The organism is Bacteroides sp. An51A, from assembly GCF_002161565.1.
GTDB classification, from domain to species: domain Bacteria; phylum Bacteroidota; class Bacteroidia; order Bacteroidales; family Bacteroidaceae; genus Phocaeicola; species Phocaeicola intestinalis.
Genome location: NZ_NFIC01000002.1, coordinates 183,256 through 196,720, shown reverse-complemented (window position 1 = coordinate 196,720; position 13,465 = coordinate 183,256). Strand labels below are relative to the sequence as shown.

9 protein-coding genes and 1 pseudogene are annotated in these 13,465 nt (G+C 43.9%); 1 reads left to right on the top strand and 9 read right to left on the bottom strand.

Annotated elements, in window-relative coordinates:
• Positions 1-16 precede the first annotated feature (16 nt).
• The 9 genes from B5G04_RS04405 to B5G04_RS04365 form a co-directional block, all read right to left on the bottom strand.
• Positions 17-2,416, bottom strand: a complete 2,400-nt coding sequence (locus B5G04_RS04405) for a tyrosine-protein kinase family protein (protein ID WP_087395982.1) — start codon at positions 2,414-2,416, stop codon at positions 17-19.
• 10 nt (positions 2,417-2,426) lie between these two features.
• Positions 2,427-3,215, bottom strand: a complete 789-nt coding sequence (locus B5G04_RS04400) for a polysaccharide biosynthesis/export family protein (RefSeq protein ID WP_087395979.1) — start codon at positions 3,213-3,215, stop codon at positions 2,427-2,429.
• 22 nt (positions 3,216-3,237) lie between these two features.
• Positions 3,238-3,783 carry a UpxY family transcription antiterminator gene (locus tag B5G04_RS04395; protein WP_087395977.1) on the bottom strand — a complete coding sequence of 182 codons (546 nt, stop codon included), beginning with the start codon at positions 3,781-3,783 and terminating at the stop codon, positions 3,238-3,240.
• A gap of 575 nt (positions 3,784-4,358) precedes the next feature.
• A complete protein-coding gene (gene mnmD / locus B5G04_RS04390; protein ID WP_204246996.1) occupies positions 4,359-5,018 on the bottom strand; it encodes a tRNA (5-methylaminomethyl-2-thiouridine)(34)-methyltransferase MnmD in 660 nt (219 codons plus the stop codon).
• Between the two features lie 58 nt (positions 5,019-5,076).
• On the bottom strand, positions 5,077-5,538 hold the full coding sequence (locus B5G04_RS04385) for a YqaA family protein (protein WP_087213074.1): 462 nt from the start codon (positions 5,536-5,538) through the stop codon (positions 5,077-5,079).
• On the bottom strand, positions 5,514-6,455 hold the full coding sequence (locus tag B5G04_RS04380; RefSeq protein ID WP_087213072.1) for a hypothetical protein: 942 nt from the start codon (positions 6,453-6,455) through the stop codon (positions 5,514-5,516). Before B5G04_RS04380 ends, B5G04_RS04385 begins: the two co-directional genes overlap by 25 nt.
• Positions 6,456-6,505: 50 nt before the next feature.
• Entirely contained in the window at positions 6,506-7,780 is a 1,275-nt protein-coding gene (gene purD / locus B5G04_RS04375; protein WP_087395973.1) for a phosphoribosylamine--glycine ligase, read from the bottom strand.
• Positions 7,781-7,890: 110 nt separating this feature from the next.
• Positions 7,891-10,173, bottom strand: a complete 2,283-nt coding sequence (locus B5G04_RS04370; RefSeq protein WP_087395971.1) for a DPP IV N-terminal domain-containing protein — start codon at positions 10,171-10,173, stop codon at positions 7,891-7,893.
• A 131-nt stretch (positions 10,174-10,304) separates the two neighbouring features.
• Positions 10,305-11,819 (bottom strand): THUMP domain-containing protein, encoded by a 1,515-nt coding sequence (locus B5G04_RS04365; protein WP_022038717.1) that lies wholly within the window; start codon positions 11,817-11,819, stop codon positions 10,305-10,307.
• A gap of 298 nt (positions 11,820-12,117) precedes the next feature.
• Between B5G04_RS04365 and B5G04_RS04360 the strand changes: the two are divergent.
• Positions 12,118-13,459 (top strand): annotated as a pseudogene (locus tag B5G04_RS04360) (phage integrase SAM-like domain-containing protein).
• Positions 13,460-13,465 lie beyond the last annotated feature (6 nt).

The window sequence follows — 13,465 nt, the reverse complement described above, 5'->3', positions numbered from 1 at the left end:
TTTCTATTTACTAATCTCATTTGTATTTCCCATAGCCGTAATGGTAACCGTAACGGCTGCCATACTTATAAGCGTACCCGTGCTTGCGGTCGCCTAAATTGATGGCATTGACCACACAAAGCAACTTAGATAACCCACATTGGTTTTCTAAAATATGAATGTTGTCGAGGCTGTTCTTAGGCGTATAGTCCATGCGGCACACATAAATTCCGCAATCGGCATAACGTGCGATGATGGTAGTGTCGGCAACCATGCCGATGGGGGCGGTGTCTAAAATCACGTAATCGTATTTTTCTTTCAGTTGTGCCAATGCACTTTCGAATGTTCTTTTTTCAAGTAGTTCGGTGGGAGAAGGAGGGATGGAACCGGCTGTCAAGATGTCCAGTCCTTCTATTTTGTCGGATTTCTGAATCAGGTCCGACAGGCTTTTATGTTCCATGTCCTCCAGATAATCGGTCAGTCCTTTGGTTTGGCGAGGCAGGTCAAACAACTTGTTTAAACCGGGCTTGCGCAAATCCATTCCTACAACGATGACTTTCTTCTTCAAGAAAGACAATGAAACAGCAAGGTTTCCGGCAATAAATGATTTTCCTTCATTGGGCATGGTGGATGTGACAATTACAATTTTTCCTGTATCGCCTAAAGTCATCAACAAATTGGTCCGCAGGATACGAAATGCTTCTTCAATGATGTCGTTGCGGTCTTTGCGGATGGCAATCCCTCCGAATTGTTTTTGTTTCTCGAACGGGATTTCATAAAGAGGAACCTTTATCTGATTCTCCACGTCTTCACTATCCTCTATTTTATATTTTAATAAGTCGCGTAGGTAGATGATTCCGGCAGGCACCCCTAAACCGAAGAGAAAAGCGGCAGCCATAAAGATTAGTTTTAAGGGGAAAACAGGCTTTTTCCCAGCCGCTGCATTTTCTATTATACGTCCGTTAGTAGCTGTAGAAGCCAAAGTGATGGCATTTTCTTCGCGCTTTTGCAACAACATGGTATAGAGTGAAGCCTTGATTTCCTGCTGGCGGGAAATATTCAAGAAGTCTTTTTCGTTTTGCGGAACTCGGCTGATACGGCTCTCAAACTTACGCGCTTGACGGTCAAGGTCGTCTTGAGTTATCTGCAACCCATGAAGCACATTGTTAACCGATATTTGAACATTGTTTTTCATGGTTTCAATGCTTGCATTAATATTGATGATGGCCGGGTTGTTTTCGGAAGAAGTCCGCAACAAGCGTTTCCGTTCCATCAACAAATCATTATACCTGCCGATAACCGTATTAAGGTCGGCATCTTCCAGTCCGATATTGATAGGAATCACCTCATTTTGGTTTTTGGGATTGGTGATGTATTCTTTCAGGTAGTTGACTAATCGGATTTGTGTAGCATTGGCAAGGCGCTGTTGCTCATATTTAGAGCTTTCTTGTAAAGCCAGTTGGGTGTCATTAGTCAGGTCGGTCAAACCGGATTGTTGTTTGAAATCTACCAGCTGCGTTTCGGTCTGACTCAACTCTTGGTCAATAATCACCAACCTTTCTTCAATAAACTCGGCACTTTTTTGTGCTACTTCATTCTTTTCGTCATTTGCGTCTTCATTATAGTTCTGTATCAAACGATTGACGAAATCAATGCCTCTTGCTTTTACTGTATTTTTGAAAGAGAGTTTAGCGATGGTAGTGGTCTTCGATGCCGGTTTTATCTCAAGATAATCCTTTTTATAACTATTCGCTACACCAAAAGGCGTATTGATATAAGCCACCAAATGCACGCTGCCGTCCTCGCTTAATATTTCTACGGAATCGTTACGGGTAAAACTAATCGTACCAAACCGTGCCGGATAGATTGCCGGAAGCGAATCGAATGTCCTTTCCTCTTCTAATTCCTGTTCATCGCCATACTTGTCGGTATACTCGTACTCGACTTTTACGTGTAATTTCCCGTCCTGCTGATACTCTACATCAAGTTCCAGTTCCGATTCCAACTTGTCAGCTTCTTGCGGAGTAAGATAGATATTTATCGGCGTATCCTTGTAAAGGGGTTTATCGCCCAACAGACCTTTTTCACGAATGTCTATATACAACCCCAAATCGCACACCACCTTCTGAATCAGGGTACGCGACTGCAAGACCTCCAGTTCGTTCTCGAAATTACTGGTCATAGAAAACAGACCGAAATCTTGCCCGATAGCCATATTCTCGCCCATGCCTTGATACTGATTCTGGTCGGCCACTTTAATCAATACGGCTGAACTGATTTTATAAACCGGCGCGACATAACATATAAATAAAAACATAGCCGCACAAAAGAAACATACACTTGCCACAAACCAAGGCCAATAGGAAAGGTATTTGAAAAATGTGGCATAAAGGCTTTCACTGCCTTTCTTCTTTTCTAATTTATTGGTAGTACGCATATTCGTTTATTCATTTTACAAAAACAGTAGCCAAAAGACTGGCTATGGATACCAGTATGGATGTCATGTTCAGCCAAAGCGAGGTAGTATTACCTATATCCGAGTTTTTTGCTTTCACTTTATTTGGCCGCACATAAAGGATGTCATTTTGCTTCAAATAATAATAAGGAGAAGTGACAATCCCCGCATTCGTCAGATTCAAGTTGATAATCTCCCGCTCTCCATCTGCATCTTCGCGGATAAGTTTCACATCATCACGGACACCGTAAATCGTCATGTCGCCAGCCATTGCCAACGCCTCCAACACATTCACTTTCTCATTGCTCACCGTGAAACTGCCCGGACGGTTCACCTCACCCAAGACGGATATTTTATAGTTCGCCATCCGCACCGTAACAATAGGATGTTCATTAACGATATACGCCTTTAATTTCTCTTGAATCATCTGCTCAGCTCCCCGCTTGGTAAGCCCGCCAACATGAAGCCTCCCAAGAACTGGGAAATCTATCATACCCTCATTGTCAACTAAATACTGTTGTAAAGTAGGCTGAGAAACTGTAGATATAGAAGTGTTGAGTGAAGTTTGCACCGTCAGGTTAAAAGGTGCAGCAGTCAAAGGGTCGGTTGCATTTACTGTGATGGTCAACAAATCTTTAGGCATGATTTTCGCATCATATAATGGTAAATCTTCTGGAAAATCATTGACTATTTGAGGATTTTGTAAATAAGGTACATTCTTATAGCTAGTACATCCTGCCAATATCAATGTAGTGAGGAATAAAAATAAGAACTGTTTCATTCAATATGGCTTTTAATTTAATTTATATTTTTTGTAAAAAGCACTGTGGTATATACGAAGTAGCCACTGCACACACTCCTTGTATAGCAACAATAAGCCGATGATTTCCTTTTATGCGCCGGATATATCCTTCTGCCCCCTTTAATGGTCCGTCTATTACCCGGACATGTTCTCCTTCATGATACGGGACAGAAAAATCCCCAAAATATTCTAGACCTTTTTCTCCAGAAGAGGATACAAGCATAAACATATTCATTTCTTTTTCGGGGATAGCTATGGGTTTTTTGTTTAAGCTGTTTTGTTTGACGTATAGCATTACGCGGTTATTTAAAAGTTCTTGTACTTCCAATGCCTGATGTTCTGTGGACTGAAAGAATAATAACGAAGAAATAACTGGTTTGCGAATTTTCTTTTTCACGCCATTTTTTAAGACAACAAAAGTAGTTTCACAAGGAATGTAACTATTGATTTGTCGTTTTTTTAGATAATCTTCAACCCAAAATACCCGATTGAAAAAAACTTTTAAAGCATACCAATGGATTGATGTTTCGGAAAGATTTTTTCCCATTTTTATTTATTTCAAGATAAATCTTCCATTCCTCTACATCCTGTATTCATTGGATATAAAGGTCTAAAAGAAAGGTATCTATATGTACATATAGCATTTACAACATTGCTCTTGATCCAAGAACAGATTTGTTGTTCCTTTAATATTTCTATCTGTTTATTACTATATCAGTAATTCTATCAATGAATCTTTTCTATACAAAAAGATGTGTGCAAAGATATAAATTTTATTTATATGACAAATAAAACAGTAAAGAAAATATTTTTTATTTAATAAAATAAATGTTGATGATTTTTGTCTGAGTTGATTTTGAAACAGTAATGGGAAAGCATCTTTGCTATAGTTTGCAGAGTGTTATTAATGCGAATCAGAAGTCAAACGTAGTTATGTTTCACTAGAGTTATCGCTTCGTTCAGGAATTAAAGGCCAATAGTCTTGCTGCTGAAACCGATGCAAAAAGTATTGGCATCTATACTTTAAGCAACATTAAAATGTGTATATTGTATATGCCACAGGATAGGGATAATGTGCACATCGTCTCTACAACACATGGTTGACAGAAATAATATTGTCTCTTAAAAGCGTTTACTTGCCCGTAATATCTCACGTTTACCTTCTGGAGGACCGGGCAAGCGTTCTACGGTAAAGCCTGCAGCTTGTAGGGTACGACGTACGATACCTTTAGCACAATAGGTAGTGAGGATACCTCCAGGATTCAAATGGGTAAAAAGACGGGTAAAGAGTTCCGGACTCCACATCTCAGGTTGTTTTTCGGGAGCGAAGGCATCGAAATAGATTATGTCGTACAAATCGGGGAAAGTATAGGTAGTAAAGTCGGTTTGTACCTTGTGTAAAGTGAAAAAAGGGGTAAGCGGAACGTCTTTTTCCCATGGTGCAGTATGAAGTGTACGGAAAGCTGTGGTATGTTCGGGAGAAATCTGTTCGGGATAAGCAAGACAGTTTGCCAGTTCGGGTGTTATAGGGTAGCGTTCAAGGGTGGTATAATGTACGGTACGTCCGGATTTTCCGGCTGCAAGCAAGGTAAGGAAGGCATTCAGTCCTGTGCCGAAGCCTATTTCCAATATGTGGGGAGAGGGAGAAGGATGGTGTTCCAGTCCCATTCGGATAAAGATGTGTTCCGATTCGGTGAGTGCTCCTTTTACAGAATGGTAGTGTTCATTCAATTCGGGGACGAAGAGTGTGTTGCTTCCATCAGCGGTTTGTTCGAGTTCTATCATCTTTATTTGTGGTTTAGTCAATATATTTCAAGTTTAAGCCAGATTTTTTCACTTCTTACATTAAATCAATTACCCCTAGCGTTGCAGCTACCAAGATAGTATAACGTGCCAGTTTTCCAAGGGTCATCGAGAGTGTTACTATCCATACGTTGGCGCGCATCCAACCCAGCACAATGAGGATGGCGTCACCTATCACAGGCAAGAAAGAAAACAATGCCATCCACGAACCTCGCCCACGAATAAAACGTTCGGCACGGTCCATCTGTTTTTTATCTACCTTCAGGTATTTCTCTATCCATTCCATTTTGCCCAGATGCCCTATCCAGTAGCAAGTAATGCCTCCTAATGCATTGCCACTGGTTGTAGCAATTGTAGACCATACAGGATCCAACCCTAATCCTACACATGCCAACAGAACAGCTTCAGATGAGAATGGCAAGACAGTTCCGGCAAGAAAGGCGGAAATAAACATCCCGATGTATCCCCAGTCTGTCAGAAGTTGAAAAAATGCATCCATAGATTAAATAAACAAAGTGAAACCCATAAGATAAGGGTAGTATTGAACAGGATATGCGAAACCCGGTTGAACGTCAGGGCAAAATAATGTGCACTTATCAAAGAGGCAGGAATCAACATCAATGGTAACAATGCCTGGAAATATTGTGGCTGTAACACACACAAAAGGTTAAGCCAAAGCATCATCCATACAAAGATACGCAACAGAATACGTGTCTGTACTTTGTCTTTGAAGGCAGACCGCAGGTAGAGTGTGCCGTAAATACCGGAGAATATCAGAACAATGCTCCATGACACATAATGAGTGAGCGTCAGTGTATGATAGTTGATGGGCTGGAATTGGAACAGACGCATCAGGTAAGGATAAACCGCTTCTAAGTTGTCTGTCCATACGTAGTATCCGAACAGTAGCCAGTAGGGTAGTGTAAAGCCGATAATGCCGGCAAAGAAACTACGGATATTGAGTGAACGCAGGCTGATAGTGTGTATATATAATAAAGGTGTAAGCCAGGCCAATGCAGGAAGTATAAAACTGCTTAGCCCCAGACAGAAGAATGCTTGAAACAGGGCTCCAGAAGCATAAGGAGACTCGTAGCTCCGAAAAAGGAACAAGAGCATCAGTATAAACAAAACTGGCAAAATACATGTCAGCGAAGTTTCGTGTAAGAACGGCATAGCTGCATAAAGCAACAGGAACAGAACTGCGGGAAGTGTAGTGCGGGTACGTATTAAAACGAACTTGGTTTCTGTTTCAATCAGCAGGTAAGAGGTAAGTCCATATGCCAGCAACGAACTTATGCTTGGCCAATCATGAACCGAAGAAAGTGTCCAAACGATCAGCGTAAGAATAGCAGCTACAGGAAGGGTCAATCTTCCTGTAGCTACTTGGTATTGGAATCTGTTTCTTGATGAAAACATAATTAACAGTTCATTGATTTATGACACACAGATAATATAACGAGTATCATTTATAAATCAAATCCGATGTCGGAACGGAAATATTTCTTCTCGAAATGAATCTTTCCGGCATTGGTGAACGATTGTCTTAAGGCTTCTTCTTTATTGGTTCCATACGAGCTGACGGCAATGACACGTCCGCCGTTTGTTACCACTTGCCCGTCTTTTATTGCCGTTCCGGCATGGAACACGATGCTTCCGCCTGCTTTGGCTTCTTCAATGCCGCTGATGGGGAATCCTTTCTGATAGGCTTCGGGATAACCGCCGGATACCAGCATGACACATACGGCTGAGCGCGAATCGATTTCCAAGGTCTTTTCATGGAGGTTTCCGTTTGCCACGCCTTCAAAGAGGTCTACCAAGTCGCTCTTGATGCGAAGCATGACGCTTTCCGTCTCGGGGTCGCCCATACGTACATTGTATTCGATGACCATCGGGTCTCCTTTTACGTTGATAAGCCCGAAGAAGATGAATCCTTTGTAGTCCAATCCTTCAGCAGCCAGCCCTTCTACCGTGGGACGGATAATGCGGTCTTCTACCTTTTGCATCCATGCTTTGTCGGCAAACGGAACGGGAGATACCGAACCCATACCGCCAGTATTCAGTCCTTTGTCGCCTTCGCCGATGCGTTTGTAGTCTTTGGCTTCGGGCAGAATCTTATAATGTTTTCCATCGGTCAGTACAAATACCGAACATTCGATGCCGCTCAGGAATTCTTCGATGACAACGGTTGCCGAAGCGTTTCCGAACATTCCTCCCAGCATTTCTTTCAGTTCTTTCTTAGCTTCTTCCAAAGTGGGAAGGATAAGCACGCCTTTGCCGGCACACAAGCCGTCGGCTTTCAGCACGTAAGGTGCCTGTAGGGTTTCGAGGAATGCCAGTCCTTCTTCCAAATTGGCAGAAGTTATGCTTTTATAGCCTGCCGTAGGGATGCCGTGACGTTGCATGAACCCTTTAGCGAATTCCTTGCTTCCCTCCAAGGTTGCTCCGGCTTTCGACGGACCGATAACCGGAATATTTTTCAAGGCTTCATCGTTGCGGAAGAAGTCGTAGATGCCTTTTACCAGCGGGTCTTCAGGACCCACTACCAGCATGTCGATGCCGTTTTCAAGGACAAAACGTTTGATGGCTTCGAAGTCATCGGCTTTGATGGCTACGTTTTCGCCTACCTCTTGCGTTCCGGCATTGCCCGGAGCGATATACAGCTTTTCTATTTTCGGACTTTGTGCGATTTTCCATGCCAATGCATGTTCGCGTCCGCCTGAACCTAATAACAGTAGTTTCATATCCGTTCGATTTAAGTTGATGTCTTTTATTATATTTATTCACCACAGAGGACACAGAAGCACACAGCGTTTTTATTATTTCCTCTGTGGTGAAATCGGGTCATATCGGTTTATTTTAAATAATCAAGGAAATAACGCGTGATGTGTTCATGCAGGTGAACGCGGTCGCGTCCCATCATGTTATGCCCGTCTTCGGGATAGATGAAGAGGTCGGGATGCGTTCCGGCATCGATGCATGCACGCAGGAAAGTAATCGTATGTTGGGGAACGCACGTGGGGTCCATTCCGCCGATGATGATTTCCAACCTTCCTTTCAGATTGCCGGCTTTGGCTTTCAAATCCCGACTTTTATATCCTTCGGGATTGGTTTGCGGCGTGTCCATATAGCGTTCGCCGTACATCACTTCGTAATATTTCCAGTCGATGACCGGACCTCCAGCCACGCCTACCTTGAAGAGGTCAGGGTAAGTCAGCATCAGGTTGGTGGTCATATAGCCGCCGAAACTCCAGCCGTGTACGCCTATCTTTCCGGCATCCACATACGGAAGTGATTGCAGGAACTTGACTCCTTCCACTTGGTCTTTGGCTTCTTCTGCGCCTAATTGGCGGAAGGTGCAGTTTTCGAACTGAATGCCCCGGTTATCACTTCCCCGGTTGTCTACCGTAAGCATTACGTAGCCTTGTTGTGCCATATACAGGTCCCATCCGCGTGCATCATAGAAGCGTGTGTTGTGAATCATCTGTGCATGCGGACCGCCATATACGTAGATAATGGCAGGGTATTTCTTGTTCGGGTCGAAGCCCACCGGCTTAATCAGGCGATAATACAGGTCGGCCTTTCCGTCGGCGGCTTTGATGGTGCCGATGCTGATTTCGGGCAAATCGTATTGTTCTTTCATCGGGTCGGTGGCAGTAAGCAATGTAACGCCTTTTTTCCCGTCGGTAGGCAGGATGCTGATTTCACGTGGAACATCGTTCGAAGTGAAATTGTCTATCAGGAATGTTCCGTTTTCCGAGAGTTGCGCGCGGTGCATTCCGTCCCGTTTGCCTATCAAGGTACGTTTCCCGGCCTTTACATCGAGGCTGAAGACATTGGTCTGGAGCGGAGAGATTTCCGTGCTTCCGATGATGACGGTCTTCATCTTCTTGTTAAAACCTAAGATTTCCTGCACCAGCCAGTCTCCTTGGGTGAGCGGGGTGGTCTGCAGGTATTCGCAATACGTGTCGTCCGCATCCTTGCCGGTTTTCCATTCGCCTGCCTGAGGCTTTTGGGTATCCATTAGATAAAGGTGGTGATACCCGTCGCGTTGGCTCCAGTAGACGAACTTGGTTTCGTCCCAGGGCAAGAAAGCCAAGGGGTGTTGCGGCTCTACGTAACGGGCATGCTTCTCTTCGTAAAGCACGCCTTTCTTCTCGCCGGTTTCGGCATTGTATTGCACCAGTTGTGCGTGGTTCTGGTCGCGGTTCAGTTCGATGACATAGATGTCTTTCTCGTCGGGCGACCAGCTGATGTTGGTAAAGTAACGGTCGGTTGGGTCACCTGCCTGCAGGTAAATGGTTTTTCCCGTCTTTACATGATAGATGCCGACGGTCACCTTGTGGCTGGTCATGCCTGCCATCGGATATTTGTCGGGCACGAGGGTTGCGATGCGGGTGGTGGTGTTCACCTGCGGATAATCGGTCACCATGCTTTGGTCCATCCGGTAGAAGGCCAGATACGTGCCTTTCGGGCTCCAGAACGTACCTTTCATGATGCCGAACTCGTTGCGGTGAACCGCTTGGCCGTAAACGATGTCGTTATCTATTTCCTTTCCACCCGTTGGGTGCGGGCTTACCGCGGTGGAAAAATCCCCGTGGTTGGCAATATATAAATGGTCGCCTGCCGTATAAGCAAGATAGCCGTTCTCTTTGCAGAAATCAAAGTTGGTGGCGTTTGCTTCTTGGATGCGGAACATGTTGGTTAACTTCTTCTGAACAAAGTCATAGAAGAAGACATAGCTTTCACTTTTTTCTTCATCTCCCACATAGTCCGAAAACATCAGGAGGTTCCGGTTTTCCCAAGGCAGGGAAGCGCCTTGCAGGGTGTGAAGCGGCTTGATGGGAGCTAAAAGTTTGTACGGCTTTTCTCCGTTTTGCAAGGCTTCGTTCACTTCTTTCAGTGTCACCAGTATAGTTTCTTCTCCGGTACGATTATCTATTTGCCTGATATCGTCCACATCTGCACGCACACATACATCTCCCCACCATTGCAACCCTGGTAAGTTTTGAGGAGTCAGGTTAAAATAATTGCTTCCACCGGGAATCACATCATCCAGTGTGAACGCTTTTTTTTCTTGGGCGCACAAAGTAACGGTCATGCAAAGTGTTATAATAAATGATAGAAATTTTTTCATATAGGTTGTGATTTTAGTTTTTGAGTTCTTTAGTTTGTAAGTTTTTCAGGCTCTTGAGTTCTTGAAACTTTAAACCAAAGAACTTACAAACTCAAAAACTTACAAACTTACAAACTTAAAAACTTACAAACTTAATTTTCTTCTTCCGGTTTCCGGCGGCGATGCATATAGCGCAGGTTTGCCGGGATTCTGGCCAGTTTATCACTTTCTTCATTGCGTGAGAAACGTTTCGGTTCTTCGCGATTGAAAGCTTGTTTGCGTTCCCGTGTAAACTCTTTGCCGTCTTCAGCCCTGCGAGGACGGAACGAACGACGGTCATCTTCTTCCCTGCGACGGTCTTCACGCGGACGAAATCCCGGTTTATCCCATTCCCGACGGGCGCTGTCACGGAAACGTTCTTTACCTTCGCGCCGTCCGTATTCCACTTTTTCACCGTGATGACGCGCACGTACTATCTTTTCTTCACCCTTTGGCTTGAATTCTTTGTCAGGATTCTCACTACGGAATTCACGATATTTACCGTCAAATAGTTGGTATTTGCGGAACTGACATTCCAAAGCACCGTTGAAGAGCGGAATTTTTACTGATGCTTTCAGTCCGATCTGGTCGAAACATTCGTCCCGATAACTCAATATCCACGCATCATTACCTGTAAATGCGTGTTTCAACCGTTCGCCTATCATCTGATACAATCCTAACAAGTCATCTGAAGAGATGCGTTCGCCATAAGGCGGATTCATAATGATAAGACTCTTTTCTTTGGGTTGCTCAAATTGTTGGAACGCCTGTACCTTCAATACGATGTCTTTGGTCAATCCGGCTGCCTTTACATTATGAGTTGCTATTTCATTGGCTTTCGGATTGTTGTCGTAACCGTAAATTTTGTGGGTAAATTCACGTTCCTGTGAATCATCGTTGTAGATGGAGTCCAGCAGTTCCTTATCAAAGTCTTTCCATTTCTCAAAAGCAAATTCTTTACGAAACACGCCTGGAGCTATATTTCTGGCTATCAATGCCGCTTCAATGGGGATGGTGCCCGAACCGCACATCGGGTCTATCAGGTCGCATTCTCCCCGCCAGCCTGTCATTAGAATCATTCCGGCCGCAAGCACCTCATTCAAGGGTGCCTCTACTTGTTCTTGCCGATAACCGCGGCGATGAAGCGATTCGCCCGAACTATCAAGTGAAAGTGTGCATTGATCTTCGGCAATGTGAATATTCAGTGCCAAGTCAGGGTTATTGATCCGTACCGATGGACGACTTCCGGTTTTTTCGCGGAAATAATCAACAATGGCATCTTTTACTTTATAGGCTACAAATTTGGAGTGACGGAAAACCTCCGAAAATACCACTGCATCTACCGAAAAGCTGGTCGTATTATCCATATAATTCTCCCAAGCTATGGCTTTTACGGCATTGTACACCTCGTCGGCATTTGTCGCCTGAAAATGTTTGATGGGTTTCAGCACGCGGATAGCAGTGCGCAAGTTGAAATTGGCGCGGTACATCATTGTTTTGTCTCCGGTAAACGATACCATACGCCGTCCGATCTGGATGTTTCCTGCTCCCAGTTCGGTGAGTTCTTGTGCCAATATTTCTTCCAATCCCTGGAAGGTTTTGGCGATCAGCTCGAATTCTTGGTTCATCTTATAGTAAATTACGTAATTTCAAATAATTGTGCAAAATTAGGAATTTTCATTCAGTCAATCAAACGTTTGCGTGTGTTTCTTGCGCACCTTGCTGTTATTTGTGCGGCTAGAAGGGGGAGTACTATAAAATAAAATCCCTAAGTTGTAACAACTTAGGGATTCATAAGCGAATATTTTTTGCGGTGCGTACGGGACTTTAACTTACGCAATCAAGAAATCTCACAAAACTGCAATATACTGATAATAATCAAGTTATTACAAATCAACTATATTACTAAATATCATTAAATACCTTTTGCTATTTCAATTATTGGGTGTATATTTGGGTGTTGATTTTAATACACCCAGCTATGAACATCAAAAGAAACATCATCTTTTCATTGGAAAGCCGGAAGAAGAACGGAGTTCCAATCGTGGAGAATGTCCCTATCCGTATGCGTGTTGTTTTTGACAGCCACCGCATTGAGTTCACAACGGGCTACCGCATTGATGTCGCCAAATGGGATGCCGACAAGCAGCGGGTAAAGAACAGCTGCACCAATAAGCTGAAGCAAAGCGCATCGGAAATCAATGCGGACTTGCTGAAATACTACACCGAAATCCAGAATATATTCAAGGAGTTTGAGGTGTAGGGATTCATGCCGACTACCGAGCAGGTAAAGGACGCGTTCAACAGATTGCACAATGAAAAAAAGGGAGATGAGGAACAAGCTCCAGTCGTATTTCTGCCTTTGGGGGTGTTTGATGAGTTCATCAAGGAGTGCGGTACGCAAAACGGCTGGTCTGATGCCACCTATGAGAAATTTGCCGCAGTCAGGAAACATCTTGAAAAATTTGACAAGGGGCTGACATTTGAATCGTTGGACGAGCCCAAACTGACAAAGTATGTGAATTTCCTGAAAGACACCGAAGATATGCGGAACACATCCATCATGAAACAAGTCGCTTATCTGAAATGGTTCCTGCGCTGGTGTACCAAGAAAGGGTATTGCATGAACAATGTCTACGAAGATTTCAACCCCAAATTGCGAAGCACACCGAAAAAGGTGATATTCCTCACTTGGGAAGAACTTAACAAACTCAAAAATTATCAGATACCCGACACAAAGCAATATCTTGAACGGGTGAGGGATGTCTTTCTGTTCTGTTGCTTTACCGGACTCCGGTATTCGGATGTACATAATCTGAAGAAAAGCGACATCAGGGACGGATATATAGAAATTACTACCGTAAAGACCGCCGAAAGGCTCATCATCGAGCTTAACAACCACAGCAAGGCGATACTGGATAAATATAAGGATGTGGAGTTTGAGGGGCATAAGGCTCTCCCTGTCATCAGCAACCAGAAGATGAACGATTATTTGAAGGAATTGGGTGAGCTTGCCGAAATCAACGAGCCAGTAAGCGAGACCTATTATAAAGGGAGTAAGCGGATAGACACCATTACACCCAAATACGCATTGCTGGGCACCCATGCCGGAAGAAGGACATTCATTTGCAACGCCTTGGCTCTCGGCATTCCGGCTCAGGTGGTTATGAAATGGACGGGACACAGCGACTACAAAGCAATGAAACCTTACATTGACATCGCCGACGATGTGAAAGCCAATGCAATGAATAAATTCAACCAACTGTAAAAAACA

What these genes read in the sequence shown, in the direction of transcription:
- B5G04_RS04380 (WP_087213072.1), bottom strand. Translation starts at nt 6,455, where the DNA reads ATGTTTTCATCAAGAAACAGATTCCAATACCAAGTAGCTACAGGAAGA.
- B5G04_RS04405 (WP_087395982.1), bottom strand. Translation starts at nt 2,416, where the DNA reads ATGCGTACTACCAATAAATTAGAAAAGAAGAAAGGCAGTGAAAGCCTT.
- B5G04_RS04400 (WP_087395979.1), bottom strand. Translation starts at nt 3,215, where the DNA reads ATGAAACAGTTCTTATTTTTATTCCTCACTACATTGATATTGGCAGGA.
- B5G04_RS04370 (WP_087395971.1), bottom strand. Translation starts at nt 10,173, where the DNA reads ATGAAAAAATTTCTATCATTTATTATAACACTTTGCATGACCGTTACT.
- B5G04_RS04365 (WP_022038717.1), bottom strand. Translation starts at nt 11,819, where the DNA reads ATGAACCAAGAATTCGAGCTGATCGCCAAAACCTTCCAGGGATTGGAA.
- B5G04_RS04395 (WP_087395977.1), bottom strand. Translation starts at nt 3,783, where the DNA reads ATGGGAAAAAATCTTTCCGAAACATCAATCCATTGGTATGCTTTAAAA.
- B5G04_RS04385 (WP_087213074.1), bottom strand. Translation starts at nt 5,538, where the DNA reads ATGGATGCATTTTTTCAACTTCTGACAGACTGGGGATACATCGGGATG.
- purD (WP_087395973.1), bottom strand. Translation starts at nt 7,780, where the DNA reads ATGAAACTACTGTTATTAGGTTCAGGCGGACGCGAACATGCATTGGCA.